Origin of the sequence: Klebsiella sp. 1SOBk10mer, from assembly GCF_046602535.1 — a bacterium.
Classification (GTDB): Bacteria; Pseudomonadota; Gammaproteobacteria; order Enterobacterales; family Enterobacteriaceae; genus Klebsiella; species Klebsiella quasipneumoniae.
The window spans coordinates 748,295-765,591 of record NZ_JBKIUP010000002.1 but is presented as its reverse complement, the minus strand read 5'-3'; the positions used below and the strand labels follow the sequence as shown (position 1 = coordinate 765,591).

Genomic DNA, 17,297 nt, shown 5'->3' with positions numbered 1-17,297 from the left:
CAACTTAAGGGTTAACCACGGTACGAAACGCCAGCTTGCCATCTTTCACTTCGTTGATGACCGCGCTGCGAATGGCATCGCCGTTCTGTAAGGTCAGCGTGCCGGTCACGCCCTGGAAATCTTTGGTGGCGCGGATTTTTTCATTTACGCAGACCCGATCGTGGGGATCGCTGCACTGGTTCATGGCGTTGACGATGACGTTATAGGCATCCGCCGCCATTGCGCCCCAGGTATGGGTCGGCTGCTGGTATTTGGCTTCCCAGGCTTTGATGAAGGTTTCCCCCGCCGGGGTCTGCTCTTTGGCGTTCGGCGAGTAATAATCGGTGGTCATATAGCCGTTGACCGCGTCTTTACCGACATCGAAGAAGACCTGATCCGCGGCCAGTCCATCGCCGCCCACCACCGGTTTGTTGAGCCCCAGCTGTTTAGACTGCACGGCAATCAGCGCCCCTTCGGTGTAGTAGATCGGCATGTAAATCATGTCGACATTCTTCGCCTTGACGCTCGCCAGCTGGGCTTTAAAGTCCTTGCTGCCGCCCGGGGCCTGGACCTCGATGGGAATGGTGCCGCCGTTTTTCAGGAACTGGGTGCGGAACGCTTTCGCCAGGCCGACGGAGTAATCGTTGCTGCTGTCAAACACGATGGCGGCGGTTTTGGCTTTCAGATCGCGGGAGGCCAGATTGGCCCCGACCACCCCCTGGAAGCTGTCCGAGAAGCAGACCCGGCTGACGTAGGGATGGTTGCGGGTGACGCGGTCGTTGGTGGCGGTGGAGGAGACCAGCGGCGTTTTGCTGTCATCGGCGATCTTGGTCATCGCCAGGGTGTTGGAGGAGGTGACTTCCCCGATAACGGCATCCACTTTATCGCTGGAGACCAGGCGCTGCATGGCGTTGGCCGCTTCGACTTTGTCGCTTTTATCATCGATGACGATAAGCTTGATGGTATCGCCATTTTTTAACGTCGGGGTGATGGCCTGAATAATGTCCAGACCTTTCTGCGACGGCTGGCCATAGCCGCTGAGGGCGCCGCTCAGGGGTAATACCACCCCGATTTTAATTTCCGCTGCCTGCGCGCTGCTGGCGCCGACCAGCGCGGCAACCAGCTTGGCCATTAAAGACGCTTTCCCGGAAAACGATTTCATGGGTATTTCTCCGTCGGTCGATTATTTATCTTTAACCATCAATGACTGCATAACATTGAGGAATAATGCGCCAGCTTATCCGGCGAATTATTGGCTGTTATGTTGAATAGATAACGAGATATATACCCTAAATAATTCGAGTCGCATGAAGGCGGCAAGTGAGCGAGTCCCCAGGCGCTTACAGAAGTAAGTGACTGACAGCCAACGCACATGCAACTTGAAGTATGACGGGTATTTTTAATGCGCTGAATTACCTTACAACGTCCGTTTCGTTTTTACTCATGCAATATTCTTATTACCTGCAGGCAAGGGCATAAGGCTGGCGACCACACGGTTTTTGATACGGTGAACGCATTTTGCCGGGTGGCGACAGGCGCCTTACCCGGCCTGAAAACAGGCAATATACCGGTTAAACGGTTTTCGTCGGCCCGCGCAAGCGAAGCGCCGCCGGGAAATTTCAGCGTGCACCCGAATATAATATTCAGGTGCGCCCGGTAATATTAACAATGTATTCTGCTGCTCACGTGACTTATTATTTTAAAGGGGGCAATGGTTTTATTTTCCCATGCAGCGCCGGATTATCGCTTTCATCTTTCAGGCGCACTCCGGTAAGCCGTCGTAAAAAAGCCTGCTCCAGCAGCCAGGCCAGTTTAAAGGCGGCGGCGTCATGGCTCAGCCCTTCCGGGCGAATATTGGAGATACAGTTGCGCTCCGACTCCAGCCGCTGCCGATGCGGCTGCCAGGTGAGGTAGACGCCGAGGCTGTCCGGTGAGGAGAGACCCGGTCGTTCGCCAATCAGGATCGCCACCGCGCGGGCTTTCAGGGTTTCGCCAATATCATCCCCCAGCGCCACCCGTGACTGATGCGCCAGCACCACCGGCGCCAGGCCGATACCCAGCGTCTGCAGATAGGGCAGCAGGGCGCGGATCAACGGCACCGCCTGGCGCTCTACCGCCCATGAAGAGAGGCCGTCGCCGATCACCAGCAGCAGGTCGGCGGGGCGGACGCCGCTGGCGGCGAGGTCGGCGCGGCTTTCGTCGGCAAGCTGCCTTCCGAGATCCGGACGCCGCAGATAGGTGTGACGGTCCGGCGCGGCGCTGTGCACCGTCAGAGCGTCGAGGCCGAGCGCCGCCAGCGGCGCCACCAGCTGCTGGCTGGCGAACGGCTGATGAATGGCGTCCCGCGCTCTGGCGTGGGCCAGACCAAAGTTGAGGACTTCGCGGGTCGGCAGGCTGGCGCCGCTGCGCCCCAGGGCAATCCGCGCATCGGTAAATTCACGCAGCGGGTTCCAGGCGTCGGGACGGTTCATACGGGGGCTCCTTGCGGCAGGACGGACAGCAGCGGATGGCGGGCGTCGGTGAGCCGCAGCGCGCCGTGCGGATCGATAATTTGCATCTTCGCCAGCCAGTCGGCGAACTCCGGGGCATGCTTTAAGCCCAGCAGGCGACGGGCGTACAGTGCGTCATGGAACGAGGTGCTCTGGTAATTGAGCATGATATCGTCCGCCCCGGGCACGCCGATCAGGAAGGTGAGCCCGGCGGCGCACAGCAGGGTCAGCAGGGTGTCCATATCATCCTGATCCGCTTCCGCGTGGTTGGTATAGCAGACGTCGCAGCCGATCGGCAGGCCCATCAGCTTGCCGCAGAAGTGATCCTCCAGCCCGGCGCGAATAATCTGCTTGCCGTCGTAGAGATACTCCGGACCGATAAAACCGACCACCGTATTGACCAGCAGCGGTTCAAAGTGACGGGCGACGGCGTAGGCCCGCGCCTCACAGGTCTGCTGATCGACGCCGTGGTGGGCGTTGGCCGACAGGCAGCTTCCCTGGCCGGTCTCAAAATACATCACATTGTTGCCGAGGGTACCGCGCCTGAGGCTCAGGGCCGCCTCGCGGGCCTCCTGCAGCATGGCAAGATTGATGCCGAAGCCGCTGTTGGCCGCTTCGGTTCCCGCCACCGACTGAAACACCAGATCCACCGGCGCGCCGCGCTCAATCAGCTGCAGCGTATTGGTGACGTGGGTCAAAATGCAGGACTGGGTGGGAATGGCGAAGCGCTGGATAATATCGTCCAGCATCACGTTCAACTGCGCCAGCACCGGTAAGCTGTCGCTGGCCGGGTTGATGCCGATCACCGCGTCCCCGGCGCCGTACAGCAGCCCGTCGAGCATACTGGCGGCAATGCCTTTCAGGTCATCGGTGGGATGGTTGGGCTGCAGGCGTACGCTGAGGTGGCCGGGCAGGCCGATGGTGTTGCGAAAGCGCGTCACCACCTGACATTTGCTGGCGGCAAGGATCAGATCCTGATTGCGCATTAGCTTGCTTACCGCCGCCGCCATCTCCGGGGTGATGGCGCGGGCGACCCGCTGCAGCGTGGCGGTATCGGTGGCATCGTCCAGCAGCCAGTCGCGGAAATCGCCGACCGTCAGGTGACGCAGGGCGGCAAAGCCCTGCGCATCGTGGGTGTCGATGATCAGGCGGGTCACTTCGTCCTGCTCGTAAGGGATAAGCGGATTGTCGAGGATGTCGGTCAGCGGCACCTCGGCGAGGGTCATTTTCGCCGCCATCCGCTCTTCGGCTGAGTGGGCGATAACCCCCGCCAGGGCGTCGCCGGAGCGGGCCGGCGACGCTTTCGCCATCAGCGTTTTCAGACTATCAAAGCGCCATACCTGGCCCGATAGCGTGGTTTTATACATGCCGCCTCCTCAGGAGACCGTTCGCAGTTGAGGATCCACTGGCGCCCGTTCACGGGCCGCTGCGGTTTTGCGAAACCACAGGTAGCCGCCGAGCATCATCGCCGCGAAAATCAGCGCCAGCAGCAGGTTATACCAAACCATCGCCACCAGGCAGAGCAGCGCCATGCCGAGGGCAAAGGCCGGCGCCAGCGGGTAGAGCGGCGCGCGGAACGGACGGATCAGCTTCGGCTCGCTACGGCGCAGTTTGAACAGCGCCGCCATGGAAGTGATATACATAACAATAGCCCCAAATACCGACATGGTGACGATGCAGGCGGTCAGCGGCATGCCGCTGATGGTGATCAGCGAGTCGGAGAAGATCGCGGCGATGCCCACCACGCCCCCGGCAAGGATCGCCAGATGCGGAGTGCGGGTGCGGCGATTGAGGGTGGCCAGACCGGCGGGCAGATAGCCGGCGCGGGCGAGGGAGTAGATCTGCCGCGAGTAGCCCATAATGATGCCGTGGAAGGAGGCGACGAGGCCAAACAGCCCCAGCCACACCAGCATATGCAGCCAGCCGCTGCCGTTGCCCACGACCGTCTTCATCGCCTGGGGCAGCGGATCGTTAATATTGGACAGCGCGCGCCAGTCGCCGACGCCGCCGGCGAAGACCATCACCCCAATCGCCAGCACCGTCAGCGTCAGAATGCCGCCGCCCAGGGCGCGGGGAATGGTGCGCTGCGGATCTTTGGCCTCTTCGGCGGCCATGGAAGCCCCCTCAATGGCGAGGAAGAACCAGATAGCGAACGGAATGGCGGCGAACATACCCGGCAGCGCCAGGCCGCTAAAGCTTTCCGCGCCCGCCCAGCCGTTAGTGGTGAAATGGCTCCAGGAGAAGCCGGGGGCGACTACGCCCATAAACACCAGCAGCTCGAAGATGGCCAGCAGGGTGACGATCAGCTCGAAGGTGGCGGCGATGCCGACGCCGAGGATATTGAGCGTCATAAAGATCACGTAGGCGCCGCAGGCGACCCATTTCGGATCCAGCGCCGGAAACTGCACGTTGAGGTAGGCGCCGATGGCCATGGCGATGGCCGGCGGGGCGAAGACGAATTCAATCAGAGTGGCAAAACCGGCGATAAAGCCGCCGGTGGGCCCGAAGGCGCGGTAGGCATAGGCGAAAGGGCCGCCAGCGTGCGGGATGGCGGTGGTCAGCTCGGTAAAGCTGAAAATAAAGGCGCAGTACATGGCGGCGACCGCGAGGGCGACGACCATAAACCCCATCGTGCCCGCCTGCGACCAGCCGTAGCTCCAGCCGAAGTACTCCCCGGATATCACCAGTCCGACGGCGATCCCCCATAAACGAAAACTGCCGAGCGTTCTTTTTAAGGTGGTGGTGTGCTCTGTCATACGTGTTGCCTCGCCAGATAGAAAGGTTCTGAACGACAGGCTGCAAAGAGAGTGCCAGAACGTTGTCCGTCGCGATGAGGCGCCAGTTCGGGGAGCGCCCGTCGGCGCTGCGCAAAAATGGGGCAGGCTGCACGCTGTCGGCGCGCGACCTGGTGCAGCGGCTTTGCTTTTTCAGCGGCGGCACGGTATAACACTTCTTCTTTTGGATGTTTAGATGTCTATACGTTTATACGCATCATGACCCGGGCAAGCGGGCTGGCGTGAGAAAATAAAATGCAAAGCACAACACAACAACAAGGTGGGCAACTGAAGCGCACCATGAAAACGCGTCATCTGATCATGCTGTCGCTCGGCGGCGTGATTGGCACCGGCCTGTTCTTTAATACCGGCTATATCATCTCCACCACCGGCGCGGCCGGGACGCTGCTGGCATATCTGATTGGCGCCCTGGTGGTCTGGCTGGTGATGCAGTGCCTCGGCGAACTGTCGGTAGCGATGCCGGAGACCGGCGCTTTCCACGTTTACGCGGCGCGTTACCTTGGCCCGGCGACGGGCTATACCGTGGCGTGGCTCTACTGGCTGACGTGGACGGTGGCGCTGGGTTCGAGCTTTACCGCCGCTGGCTTCTGTATGCAGTACTGGTTCCCGCAGGTGCCGGTCTGGATCTGGTGCGTGGTGTTCTGCGCGGTGATCTTCGGCCTTAACATCATTTCGACCCGCTTCTTCGCCGAAGGCGAGTTCTGGTTCTCGCTGGTGAAAGTGATCACCATCATCGCGTTTATTATTCTCGGCGGCGCGGCCATTTTCGGCATCATTCCGATGCAGGATGGCTCCCCGGCGCCGGGCCTGCGCAATATCACCGCCGAAGGCTGGTTCCCGCACGGCGGCCTGCCGATCCTGATGACCATGGTGGCGGTGAACTTCGCCTTCTCCGGGACGGAGCTTATCGGCATTGCCGCCGGGGAGACGGAAAACCCGCATAAGGTTATTCCGGTCGCCATCCGCACCACCATCGCCCGGCTGATTATTTTCTTTATCGGCACCGTATTTGTGCTGGCGGCGCTGATCCCGATGCAGCAGGCGGGGGTGGAGAAAAGCCCCTTCGTGCTGGTGTTTGAAAAGGTGGGTATCCCTTACGCGGCGGATATTTTCAACTTCGTGATCCTGACGGCGATCCTCTCGGCGGCCAACTCCGGCCTGTACGCTTCCGGGCGGATGCTCTGGTCGCTGTCGAACGAGAAGACGCTGCCGGCCTGCTTTGCCAAAGTCAATAAACGGGGCGTGCCGGTGACCGCGCTGTCAGTGAGTATGCTGGGCGGCGTGCTGGCGCTGTTCTCCAGCGTGGTGGCGCCCGACACGGTGTTTGTGGCGCTGTCGGCGATCTCCGGTTTTGCGGTGGTGGCGGTGTGGTTGAGCATCTGCGCCTCGCACTTTATGTTCCGCCGCCGCCATCTGCAGCAGGGTAAGGCGCTGAGCGACCTGCAATATCGCGCCCCCTGGTATCCAGTGGTGCCGATTCTGGGCTTTGTGCTGTGCCTGGTGGCCTGCGTGGGCCTTGCTTTTGACCCGAGCCAGAGAATTGCGCTGTGGTGCGGGATCCCCTTTGTGGCCCTGTGCTATGGTGCCTGGTATCTTACTCGTTCACGGAAAATGACTCAGGAGCCCCAACATGTCGCAGACTAATCCGTTTACCGCCCTGCTTGCCGCCCAGCCTTTCGTGCTGCTGGACGGCGCTATGGCCACCGAGCTGGAGGCCCGCGGCTGCGATCTGGCTGACAGCCTGTGGTCGGCGAAAGTGCTGCTGGAGAACCCGCAGCTGATCCGCGATGTGCATCTCGACTACTTTCGCGCCGGGGCGCAGGTGGCGATCACCGCCAGCTATCAGGCCACCCCGGCGGGTTTTGCCGCACGCGGGCTGGATGACGCGCAGTCCCGGGCGCTGATCGGCAAAAGCGTCGAGCTGGCGCGCAAAGCGCGCGAGGCGTACCTCGCCGAGAACCCGCAGGCCGGCACGCTGCTGGTCGCCGGTTCGGTGGGGCCGTATGGCGCGTTTCTTGCCGACGGCTCGGAGTATCGCGGCGATTATCAGCGCAGCGCGGCAGAGTTCCAGGCCTTCCACCGGCCGCGCGTCGAAGCGCTGCTGGATGCGGGCGCCGACCTGCTGGCCTGTGAAACCCTGCCGTCATTCGCCGAGATCCAGGCCCTGGCGGCCCTGCTGCAGGAGTATCCCCGCGCTCGCGCCTGGTACTCCTTCACACTGCGCGACGCCGAACATCTCAGCGACGGCACGCCGCTGCGCGAGGTGATGGCCGCCCTGGCGGATAACCCGCAGGTGGTGGCGGTGGGGATCAACTGTATCGCGCTGGAAAATACGCCCGCGGCGCTGGCGCATTTGCACAGCCTGACGGCGCTGCCGCTGGTGGTCTATCCTAACTCCGGCGAGCATTATGATGCGGTGAGCAAGACCTGGCATCATCATGGCGAAGCCTGCGCCAGCCTGGCGGATTATCTGCCGCAGTGGCTGGCGGCCGGGGCGAAGCTGATCGGCGGCTGCTGCCGCACCACGCCGAAGGATATTGCTGAGCTTAACGCGAAGCGCTGAGTTTTTTGCCGGGTGGCGCTGCGCTTACCCGGCCTACACCTTGCGCGATCCGTAGGGCGGGCAAGGCGCAGCCGCCACCCGGCGCCAACCATTTGCCACCAACCCACCGCTCAAAATCAACTATCCTTTCCCGCTTTTGTTCTAAAAACGATTCGCTATTAGCCAGAATTTTTAATTACTTCATCTCCATCCTGATGCCGGAAATACTGCACCTATAACAACTCAGGGGAAGCAGACATTATGGCATTCACATCGCGAATTACTCTTCTGGCGGCGCTGGCCGTCGCCGCCTTCCAGGCGCAGGCGGTCAACGTTACCGTGGCGTATCAAACCTCCGCTGAGCCGGCGAAAGTCGCCCAGGCGGACAACACCTTCGCCAAAACCAGCGGGGCGACCGTCGACTGGCGGAAATTTGACAGCGGCGCCAGCGTGGTGCGCGCTCTGGCCTCCGGCGATGTGCAGATCGGCAATATCGGCTCCAGCCCGCTGGCGGTGGCCGCCAGCCAGCAGGTGCCGATTGAAGTGTTCCTGCTCGCTTCAAAGCTCGGCAACTCCGAAGCGCTGGTGGTGAAGAAAAGCATCACCAAACCGGAAGATCTGATCGGCAAGCGCATCGCCGTGCCGTTTATCTCCACCACCCACTATAGCCTGCTGTCGGCGCTCAAACACTGGGGCATCAAGCCGGGCCAGGTGCAGATTATTAACCTGCAGCCGCCGGCGATTATCGCCGCCTGGCTGCGCGGGGATATCGATGGCGCTTACGTCTGGGCGCCAGCGGTTAATGAACTGGAAAAAGAGGGCAAGGTGCTGACCGATTCCGCGCAGGTTGGGGAGTGGGGCGCGCCGACCCTCGACGTCTGGGTGGTCCGTAAGGACTTCGCCGAGCAGCATCCGGAGATTGTCAAAGCGTTCGCTAAAAGCGCCATCGACGCCCAGCAGCCCTACATCGCCAACCCGGAGGCATGGCTGAAACAGCCGGACAACATCAGCAAGCTGGCGCGCCTGAGCGGGGTGCCGGAAGCCGATGTCCCGGGGCTGGTGAAGGGCAATACCTATCTCACCGCCGCTGAGCAGGCGCAGGCGCTGAACGGGCCGGTCAATCAGGCCATCGTGGATACCGCGCGCTTCCTGAAAGAGCAGGGCAAAGTGCCTGCGGCGGGAACCGATTATCGTCAGTACGTGACTGACCGCTTTGTGAAGTAAAGGAGGCGGCGATGCTGCAAATCTCGCATCTTTCCGCCGACTACGGCGGTAAACCGGCGCTGGCGGATATCAACCTGACGCTGGAGAGTGGGGAGCTGTTGGTGGTGCTGGGGCCCTCGGGCTGCGGTAAAACTACCCTGCTGAACCTGATTGCCGGATTCGTGCCCTATCAGCACGGCAGCATCACTCTCGAAGGTCAGCGGGTGACCGGGCCGGGCGCAGAGCGCGGCGTGGTCTTCCAGAACGAAGGTCTGCTGCCGTGGCGCAATGTGCAGAATAACGTGGCGCTGGGTCTGCAGCTGGCGGGCGTGGATAAAGCGCAGCGCCGGCAAGCGGCGGCGCAGATGCTGAAGAAGGTGGGTCTCGAAGGGGCGGAAAAACGCTTTATCTGGCAGCTGTCCGGCGGTCAACGCCAGCGGGTGGGCATCGCCCGGGCGCTGGCGGCGAATCCGCAGCTGTTGCTGCTGGATGAGCCCTTCGGCGCGCTTGACGCTTTTACCCGCGAGCAGATGCAGACATTGCTGCTGAAACTGTGGCATGAGACCGGCAAACAGGTGCTGCTGATCACTCATGACATTGAAGAGGCCATCTTTATGGCCACCGAGCTGGTGCTGCTGTCGCCGGGGCCGGGACGGGTGGTGGAGCGGCTGCCGCTTGATTTCAGCCGTCGCTTTGTCGCGGGCGAATCCTGCCGCAGCATCAAATCCGACCCGCGGTTTATTGAACAGCGGGAATACATTTTGAGCCGGGTGTTTGACCAACGGGAGGCTTTCTCATGAGCGTGGTACTGAACGACAAACCGCGTCAGACGACGCTGAAATGGCGCTGGCCGCTCTCCCGTCAGCTTACCCTCAGCGTGGCGACCCTGGCGGTGCTGCTGGCCGTCTGGTGGGCGGTCGCGGCGCTGCAGCTGATTAGCCCGCTGTTTCTGCCGCCGCCAGGACAGGTGTTGCAGAAGCTTATCACCATCGCCGGGCCGCAGGGCTTTATGGATGCGACGCTCTGGCAGCACCTGGCGGCGAGCCTGACGCGGATCGTTATCGCGCTGCTGGCGGCGGTGCTGATCGGCGTACCGGTGGGGATCGCCATGGGGCTCAACTCAACGGTGCGCGGGATCCTCGATCCGCTGATCGAGCTTTATCGTCCGGTGCCGCCGCTGGCCTACTTACCGCTGATGGTGATCTGGTTTGGCATTGGTGAAACGTCAAAGATCCTGCTGATCTACCTGGCGATTTTCGCCCCGGTAGCGATGTCGGCGCTGGCGGGGGTGAAAAGCGCGCAGCAGGTGCGGATTCGCGCCGCCCGTTCGCTGGGCGCCAGCCGGGCGCAGGTGCTGTGGCTGGTGATCCTGCCCGGCGCGCTGCCGGAGATCCTCACCGGGCTGCGCATTGGTCTCGGGGTGGGCTGGTCAACGCTGGTGGCCGCTGAGCTGATCGCCGCCACCCGTGGGTTAGGGTTTATGGTGCAGTCCGCCGGCGAGTTTCTCGCCACCGATGTGGTGCTGGCGGGGATCGCAGTCATTGCCATTATCGCCTTTTTACTGGAACTGGGGCTGCGCGCGCTGCAGCGCCGCCTGACGCCCTGGCATGGAGAAGTACAATGAGTGAACGTCTGAGCATTACCCCGCTGGGGCCGTATATTGGCGCGCTGGTGACCGGGGCGGATTTAACCCGTCCGCTGAGCGACAACCAGTTTGAGCAGCTGTATCACGCGGTGCTGCGTCATCAGGTGGTATTCCTGCGCGAACAGAATATCACCCCGGCGCAACAGCGCGACCTGGCGCTGCGGTTTGGCGACCTGCATATTCATCCGGTCTACCCTCACGCCCCTGGCGTGGAAGAGATTATCGTCCTCGATACCCACAACGATAATCCGCCGGATAATGACAACTGGCATACCGATGTCACCTTTATCGACACGCCGCCCGCCGGCGCCATTCTGGCGGCGAAAGAGCTGCCGGCGACCGGCGGGGATACTCTGTGGACCAGCGGCATTGCCGCCTGGGAAGCGCTGTCAGAACCCTTCCGGCAGCTGCTGAGCGGCCTGCATGCGGAACACGATTTCCGTAAATCGTTCCAGGAGTATAAGTACAACCACACGGAAGCCGAGCATCGGCGCTGGCAGGAGGCGGTGGCGAAGCATCCGCCCCTGCTGCACCCGGTGGTGCGTACCCACCCGGTGACCGGCAAGCAGGCGCTGTTCGTTAATGAAGGCTTTACCACGCGGATTGTCGACGTGACCGAGAAAGAGAGCGCGGCGCTGCTGAGCTTCCTGTTTGCCCATATCACCAAACCGGAGTTTCAGGTGCGCTGGCGCTGGCAGCCGAACGATGTCGCTATCTGGGATAACCGGGTGACGCAGCATTACGCCAACGCCGACTATCTGCCGCAGCGGCGGATCATGCACCGGGCGACGATCCTCGGCGATAAGCCGTATTACCGGGCGGGGTAAGGCTTGTAGCCGGTTAAGGCATCAGCCGCGAGCCGCGGAGAAAAGCGGATGCTGCATTGCCCGTAGCTTCCCGGAGGCGGCGCCTGACGCGCCTTTTCCGGGCTACCGATCCGTCGGAAACGGTGAACCGTAGCCCGGCTAAGGCGCAACGCGCCGCAAGCCGGGAAAAAGCTTTTATGCCGATTTTTGCGCACCCAGATGCGCGCCAATATAGCGCTGATAGCGGTTCGCTTTCAGATAGGTCAAATCCACCAGCACCAGACCATCCACGCAGTTATTGAAATCCGGATCGCTGCCGAAATCGATAAACTGCACGCCGCCCGGCTCGCACACTTCCGAGTACTGCTTATACAGCGGCGGGATCGCGCAGCGGAGGTTGCCGAGCAGGGACTTCAGCCGGGCCAGGTCGTCGTTGTAATCCTCCCCGCCAAACTGCGCCAGCACGTCGGGCAGCGAGGCCGGATAAGGGCGACGGGACTCCGCCAGCGGGTGCGTCGCCGGGAACCACAGCCGGTAGAACGCCACCAGCAGATCGCGAGCGGCGGGCGGCAGCCCACCAGAAATCGATACCGGGCCAAACAGATAGCGATAGTGCGGGTAGCGCGCCAGATAAGCGCCGATGCCGGACCACAGGTAGTCCAGCCCGCGTCTACCCCAGTAGCGCGGTTGGATAAAGCTGCGCCCCAGCTCAATGCCGTGCTGCAGGATGTCGTCCATTCGCCCGTCGTAGTGGAACAGACTGGAGCTGTAGATCCCCTCCAGGCCGCGCTTTGCCAGCTGTATGGCCGTCGGCATAAAGCGGTAAGCGCCGACGATCTCGAGGTCTTCTTCATCCCACAGGATCAGATGCAAATAGTCGTCATCATACCCGTCGATATCCCGCCGTTTGCCGCTGCCTTCGCCAACCGCGCGGAAGGCGATTTCCCGCAGGCGTCCCAGCTCGCGCAGCAGCGGCGCCTCCTCCTGACCGTTGCGCTGCCAGAGGTAAATCACTTTGCCATCGGCGGTGCGGCCCAGGCATTCGGCCTTGTGCAGTTCGCGTTTGAGCCGCGCCCGATCTTCCGGGCGGGCGATGGCGCTTTCAGTTTTGAACTGCCCGGGCAGCCCTTTGCGCAGCTGTTCAAGGTGCTGATAGCAGCGGCCGGTAAGTTCGCGAGCGCTGGACTGGGCATCGAACCAGCTCGACCAGGGGATCTGCTGGCCGATACGCACCGGCAAGCTGCTGTTGCGCCGGCGAAACATCTGCTGCATCAGCAGGAGCAGCGGCAGGTTGTCGGAGACCAGGGTGCTGGCGTAAAACAGGGCGCTGTTGTGGGCATGAATCCACGCCGGCAGCAGCGGGGCGCGATATTTCGCCGCCAGCTTAATAAAGCCCGAGTGCCATTTTTTATCGCGAATGCCGCGACGGGTAAGGCGAGAGACTTCCCCCGCCGGGAAGAAAATCAGTACCCCACCGGCCTGTAGCTGCTGGTCCATCTGCTGCAGCGCCGTTTTAGCGGTGCGGCCATGAATATTATCTACCGGGATAAACAGCGAGCTCAGGGGCTCAAGGTGGGTGAGCATGCGGTTGGTGACCACTTTGACGTCGCGTCGCACGCGGGATACCGCATACAGGAGCGCCAGGCCGTCGAGGGTGCCGGTGGGGTGGTTGGCGATAATGACCAGCGGGCCATATTCGGGGATTTGTTCGAGATCGTGCGCCGGGATGGCGCAGCGGATATTGAGGTATTCCAGCACCTGTTCGACCGTATCAAGCCCCTTCAGGTGGCGGTGACGGTCGGCAAATTGTTGAAACTCTTCCTCATAAAATAGCTTTTTTAACAGTTTCTTTTGCCAGGGTGCGGGCCTCGCCTGAGGCCACAGGTCATCGAGTACGTTGTCGAGACTAAACATAGTGGCTCCTCCTCCGTCCTGCCCAGACAGTAGAAGGTAGAGATGTCGTTCAGATTACAGTTGGGTGAAGATTCGGTCGCAGCAAGCGAGGTTTCCCGGATAGCGGCTAACGCCTCATCCGGGCTACGGTTGGCGCCGATTTGTAGCCCCGGTAAGCGTCAGCGCCACCGGGGAGAGGCTATCGGCGTTCACCGCAGCTAAGATCAAAGCTATCGCCAGCCCAATTTGGGGGATATAGCCCGCGCTGGACATCGCGATGAAAGGTTGAAAATGGCCAATCGATCACTCGGGTGACCCAGCCATGCTTAAGTGGATTGATATGGATGTAATCAACGTGTCGGCGGTAATCATCTTCATCGCGTATGGCATGCTCCCAAAAGCGAGGTTGCCAGAGGGGGTGTCGTTTTAACGTTCTGGTAAAACAGCCTTTGATATCTCTCCAGCGTGAAGAAAAATCGTCATCATTATGAGGTAGTGTCCAGATGCAATGCAGATGTTCAGGCAACACCACCCAGGCATCAATAATAAAGGCGCGATGTTGTTTAACTACGGCGACAGAGTAGCGCAATAATTCTATGTTTTCAGTTAGGTGCATGCTTCTACGGTCTTTAAGGTTAACGGTGAAGAACCAGGTTCCCCCTTTAATGTAATAACGTCGATAAGCCACCACAGGATCTCCTGGAATTCGGTATTTATGATGTGGTTTAACACGTTAGAAGGCGAAATCCGGTACGCCAAGAAGAACGCGCAGAAGATGGAAAGCGGCGTGCAAAATTTTAGCTACAGATATTGTTTAGCGCCTGTCCCCGGATAGCGGCGCAAGCGCCTTATCCGGGCTACGGTGTGGTGGTCGCGATAAATACAGCGCACCGGAGATGAGGTTTGGTAGCCCCGGTAAGCGTCAGCGCCACCGGGGAGAGGGAGGCTTAACGGAGGATGTTTTTCTCGGCCAGGTCGAGGGCGAAATAGCTGAAGATCAGATCGGCGCCCGCGCGTTTGATAGCGCCGAGGCTTTCCAGAACCACTTTCTCTTCATCGATAGCGCCCGCCTGGGCGGCGAATTTGATCATCGCGTACTCCCCGCTGACCTGGTACGCGCCGAGCGGCAGATCGCTGCGCTCGCGGATATCGCGCAGAATATCCAGGTAGGCGCCCGCCGGTTTCACCATCAGGCAGTCGGCGCCCTGGGCTTCATCGAGCAGCGACTCGCGAATGGCTTCCCGGCGGTTCATCGGGCTCATCTGATAGGTTTTACGATCGCCCTTCAGCGCGGTACCGGCCGCTTCGCGGAACGGGCCGTAGAAGGAAGAGGCGAACTTGGTCGAATAGGACATGATCGCCGTATTGGTGAAGCCGGCGGCGTCCAGCGAGCGGCGAATCGCCTGCACCTGACCATCCATCGCGGCGGAAGGGGCGATGAAATCCGCGCCGGCGGCGGCAGCGACAACGGCCTGTTTGCCGAGGTTTTCCAGGGTCGCGTCGTTATCCACCCCGTGGTCGCACAGCACGCCACAGTGGCCGTGGGAGGTGTATTCGCAGAAGCAGGTATCGGACATGACGATCATCTCCGGCACCGTGGACTTACAGATCCGCGACATACGCGCCACCAGACCATTTTCATTCCAGGTATCGCTGCCGGTGGCATCGGTGTGATGAGAAATACCAAAGGTCATCACCGAGCGAATGCCGGCATTGGCGATGCGTTCGATCTCGCGCGCCAGATATTTTTCCGGAATGCGCATCACCCCGGGCATCGCCTCGATCGCTTTGTAATCATCAATTTCTTCTTCAACAAAGATCGGCAACACCAGGTCGTTCAAACTCAGTGTTGTCTCTTCAAACAGGGCGCGCAGCGCAGCGGATTGACGCAGGCGGCGGGGGCGAGTGATTAAATCTGTCATGGTTTGCCTGATTTTGTGAAATGAAAGAGGGTAGTGTAACTGAAATGGCATCAGGATGTTTCGCCAAAACGATCGTTATGTCGCATCGGCGAAACCTCCCCCGGGCTTACTGACTGGCCGTCTGCATGTTGGGCTGCATGCCGCTCAGCTCGCTGACCAGATCGTTGATGCCATCGCTCATATTGTTGAAACGGGTTAACGGCGAGCGGGTCACCACCACAAAAGCGCCGACGTTAGCCTGCGGATTCATCGCCATATAGGTGATAAACCCGCCGCCGCCGCCGGTTTTCTGAATAATCCCCGGATGGCCATTCTTCGGCTTCATATACACCCAGCCAAGCCCCAGCGCGTCGGCGCGGCCAGGCACGTCCATACCGATCACCCGAGTCAGCTGGTTACGCTGATAAATCAGCGTCTGCATCCGGTCGGCCTGCTGGCTGCGGGTATAGAAATCGGATGACAGGAACTGCTGCATCCAGCGCATCATATCCCCCGGCGTCGAGTAGACGCCGCCGCTGCCGATCGCCGCCAGAGTGTTGTTACACGGGCTGGCGCCTTTCTCCGGGATCATCAGCCGCTGGCACTGATCCGGCGATGGGGTAAAAGTAGTGTCCTTCATCCCCAGCGGCCGGGTGATCTGCTCTTCAAACAGCTGCGGATAAGGTTTGCCGGCGGCGGTGGAGAGCGCGTCCGCCAGTAAATCGAAGGCCAGATTGGAGTAGGCTGCCTGTGAGCCCGGCGCGGTCTTCAGGGTGGCGGTTGAGAGCCAGTTCCAGCGCTGCTGGCGGGTTGGCCAGACAAACACCGGACGATGAGCGGCGCCGCCAGGCTGCTCGCGCGGCAGGGCGCTGGTATGGGTCGCGAGATTCACCAGAGTGATTGGTTTTCCCTGCCAGTCAGGCACTCGGGCGCCCGGCGGAGCGTATTTGCTCAGCGGATCGTTGAGTTTCACCACCCCCTGGTCGAGCAGCTTCACCAGCATCTCGCTGGTCATCAGTTTGCTGAGGGAGGCGATACGGATCACCGAGTCGAGCTGCGGGTGTTGATTATTCCCCGGGCGGGTTTCGCCAAAGCTGCGAAACACACGCTGATTGCCATCGATCACCACCAGCGCCATGCCGGTGGCGCCGCTGCCGTAGTAGATATGATTGGCGTAACGATCGACCACATCCGAGGCGAAAACCGGGTCAACGGTAGGCTGTGCGGCCTGCGCCGAGGTCCACGACGCCGCGCACAGCGCAGCAAAAATGAGCAAACTACGTTTCAACGGAGATCATCCATTAAATAAATAAAAAAGAAGAGGGTATTTATACTACGAAGTGGCGCAGAACAAAGCGGGATTCACGACATTCCTGCAGGAAAAAGGTAACGGTGCGTAAAAAAGACTTTTTTACGCTTTCGGATACCGGCTTTTTTCGCCGGCGCGTATGATGACCGTTTGGCTGAAGGTTTGCGGGAGAAAACAATGGCGGCTCAACGGGTAGTGATGGTCGTGGATATGCAAAACGGCGTGTTCGCCACGCCGCGTCTGGCGCGCGAGCGCTGCGTCGCGCAAATTAATCGTCTGGTGCGCGCGGCGGATAAAGTGATTTTTATTCAGCATGATGAGGCCGGCGGCCTCGAAGCCGGCAGCGAAGGCTTCGCCCTGCTCCCTGAGCTGGAACAGCCGGCCGGCGCGCTGTATGTCACCAAAACCGCCTGCGACGCCTTCTACCACACCTCGCTGGAGCAGGTGCTGCGGGAACACGACATTCAGCAGTTCGTCATCTGCGGTTGCGCCACCGACTACTGCCTCGACACCACCATTAAAAACGGCGCCAGCCGCGGGTACGGCATTGTTATCGCGGAAGATGCCCACACCACCGCCAACCGCCCCGCCGCGCAGGCCGCGACGCTGATCGCCCACTACAATGAGGTGTGGCGTACGCTGACCGTTCCTGGCAATCCTTTACAGGTGAAACCCACAGAAACAATTCTGCACGCCTGGCAGCAGAACTAAGCTGTTGATATCCGGTCTTATCAT

17 protein-coding genes are annotated in these 17,297 nt (G+C 60.7%); 9 read left to right on the top strand and 8 right to left on the bottom strand.

Features of this window, described 5'->3' with window-relative positions; all coding sequences use genetic code 11:
- Positions 1-4: 4 nt before the first annotated feature.
- Entirely contained in the window at positions 5-1,111 is a 1,107-nt protein-coding gene (locus ACLH1I_RS09405) for an ABC transporter substrate-binding protein (RefSeq protein WP_198079545.1), read from the bottom strand.
- Between ACLH1I_RS09405 and ACLH1I_RS09400 the strand changes: the two genes are divergently transcribed.
- Positions 1,104-1,247: a hypothetical protein gene (locus ACLH1I_RS09400; RefSeq protein ID WP_032426080.1), complete on the top strand. Its 144-nt coding sequence runs from the start codon at positions 1,104-1,106 to the stop codon at positions 1,245-1,247. The genes ACLH1I_RS09405 and ACLH1I_RS09400 overlap by 8 nt on opposite strands.
- 426 nt (positions 1,248-1,673) lie before the next feature.
- Here ACLH1I_RS09400 and eutC read toward each other — a convergent pair whose 3' ends face one another.
- Genes eutC through eat form a run of 3 tightly spaced genes read right to left on the bottom strand, consistent with a single transcriptional unit; the run spans position 1,674 to position 5,224 of the window.
- Positions 1,674-2,450 (bottom strand): ethanolamine ammonia-lyase subunit EutC, encoded by a 777-nt coding sequence (gene eutC, locus ACLH1I_RS09395; protein WP_004204903.1) that lies wholly within the window; start codon positions 2,448-2,450, stop codon positions 1,674-1,676.
- Entirely contained in the window at positions 2,447-3,835 is a 1,389-nt protein-coding gene (locus ACLH1I_RS09390; protein ID WP_064150622.1) for an ethanolamine ammonia-lyase subunit EutB, read from the bottom strand. The genes eutC and ACLH1I_RS09390 overlap by 4 nt, the downstream gene beginning before the upstream one ends.
- Positions 3,836-3,844: 9 nt before the next feature.
- A complete protein-coding gene (gene eat, locus ACLH1I_RS09385) occupies positions 3,845-5,224 on the bottom strand; it encodes an ethanolamine permease (RefSeq protein WP_004204901.1) in 1,380 nt (459 codons plus the stop codon).
- A 62-nt stretch (positions 5,225-5,286) separates the two neighbouring features.
- On the opposite strand from eat, the gene ACLH1I_RS09380 reads away from it, so the two are divergent.
- The 7 genes from ACLH1I_RS09380 (at position 5,287) to tauD (ending at position 11,480) form a co-directional block, all read left to right on the top strand.
- Positions 5,287-5,415 carry a hypothetical protein gene (locus tag ACLH1I_RS09380; RefSeq protein WP_161992934.1) on the top strand — a complete coding sequence of 43 codons (129 nt, stop codon included), beginning with the start codon at positions 5,287-5,289 and terminating at the stop codon, positions 5,413-5,415.
- An 82-nt stretch (positions 5,416-5,497) separates the two neighbouring features.
- Positions 5,498-6,907, top strand: a complete 1,410-nt coding sequence (mmuP, locus tag ACLH1I_RS09375) for an S-methylmethionine permease (protein ID WP_004204899.1) — start codon at positions 5,498-5,500, stop codon at positions 6,905-6,907.
- Positions 6,894-7,826, top strand: coding sequence for a homocysteine S-methyltransferase (mmuM, locus tag ACLH1I_RS09370; protein WP_017898951.1), 933 nt, complete (start codon positions 6,894-6,896; stop codon positions 7,824-7,826). The genes mmuP and mmuM overlap by 14 nt, the downstream gene beginning before the upstream one ends.
- A gap of 240 nt (positions 7,827-8,066) precedes the next feature.
- A complete protein-coding gene (gene tauA, locus ACLH1I_RS09365) occupies positions 8,067-9,029 on the top strand; it encodes a taurine ABC transporter substrate-binding protein (RefSeq protein ID WP_151628462.1) in 963 nt (320 codons plus the stop codon).
- Between the two features lie 11 nt (positions 9,030-9,040).
- On the top strand, positions 9,041-9,808 hold the full coding sequence (gene tauB / locus ACLH1I_RS09360; RefSeq protein ID WP_151628463.1) for a taurine ABC transporter ATP-binding subunit: 768 nt from the start codon (positions 9,041-9,043) through the stop codon (positions 9,806-9,808).
- Positions 9,805-10,632, top strand: coding sequence for a taurine ABC transporter permease TauC (gene tauC, locus ACLH1I_RS09355; protein WP_008805332.1), 828 nt, complete (start codon positions 9,805-9,807; stop codon positions 10,630-10,632). Before tauB ends, tauC begins: the two co-directional genes overlap by 4 nt.
- Entirely contained in the window at positions 10,629-11,480 is an 852-nt protein-coding gene (gene tauD, locus ACLH1I_RS09350) for a taurine dioxygenase (protein ID WP_042939275.1), read from the top strand. The genes tauC and tauD overlap by 4 nt, the downstream gene beginning before the upstream one ends.
- A 174-nt stretch (positions 11,481-11,654) precedes the next feature.
- On the opposite strand, the gene ACLH1I_RS09345 is transcribed toward tauD, so the two are convergent.
- The 4 genes from ACLH1I_RS09345 to ampH all read right to left on the bottom strand — a co-directional run bounded on the left by ACLH1I_RS09345 (position 11,655) and on the right by ampH (position 16,541).
- Entirely contained in the window at positions 11,655-13,373 is a 1,719-nt protein-coding gene (locus tag ACLH1I_RS09345; RefSeq protein WP_198079547.1) for a lysophospholipid acyltransferase family protein, read from the bottom strand.
- Positions 13,374-13,551: 178 nt separating this feature from the next.
- A complete protein-coding gene (locus ACLH1I_RS09340; RefSeq protein WP_074384370.1) occupies positions 13,552-14,043 on the bottom strand; it encodes an REP-associated tyrosine transposase in 492 nt (163 codons plus the stop codon).
- 256 nt (positions 14,044-14,299) lie between these two features.
- A complete protein-coding gene (gene hemB / locus ACLH1I_RS09335; RefSeq protein ID WP_004204887.1) occupies positions 14,300-15,274 on the bottom strand; it encodes a porphobilinogen synthase in 975 nt (324 codons plus the stop codon).
- A gap of 106 nt (positions 15,275-15,380) precedes the next feature.
- Positions 15,381-16,541: a D-alanyl-D-alanine-carboxypeptidase/endopeptidase AmpH gene (gene ampH / locus ACLH1I_RS09330; RefSeq protein ID WP_004204886.1), complete on the bottom strand. Its 1,161-nt coding sequence runs from the start codon at positions 16,539-16,541 to the stop codon at positions 15,381-15,383.
- Positions 16,542-16,760: 219 nt separating this feature from the next.
- Here ampH and ACLH1I_RS09325 point away from each other — a divergent pair, with 219 nt between their 5' ends.
- Positions 16,761-17,273 (top strand): isochorismatase family protein, encoded by a 513-nt coding sequence (locus tag ACLH1I_RS09325; protein WP_072096510.1) that lies wholly within the window; start codon positions 16,761-16,763, stop codon positions 17,271-17,273.
- Positions 17,274-17,297: the final 24 nt, after the last annotated feature.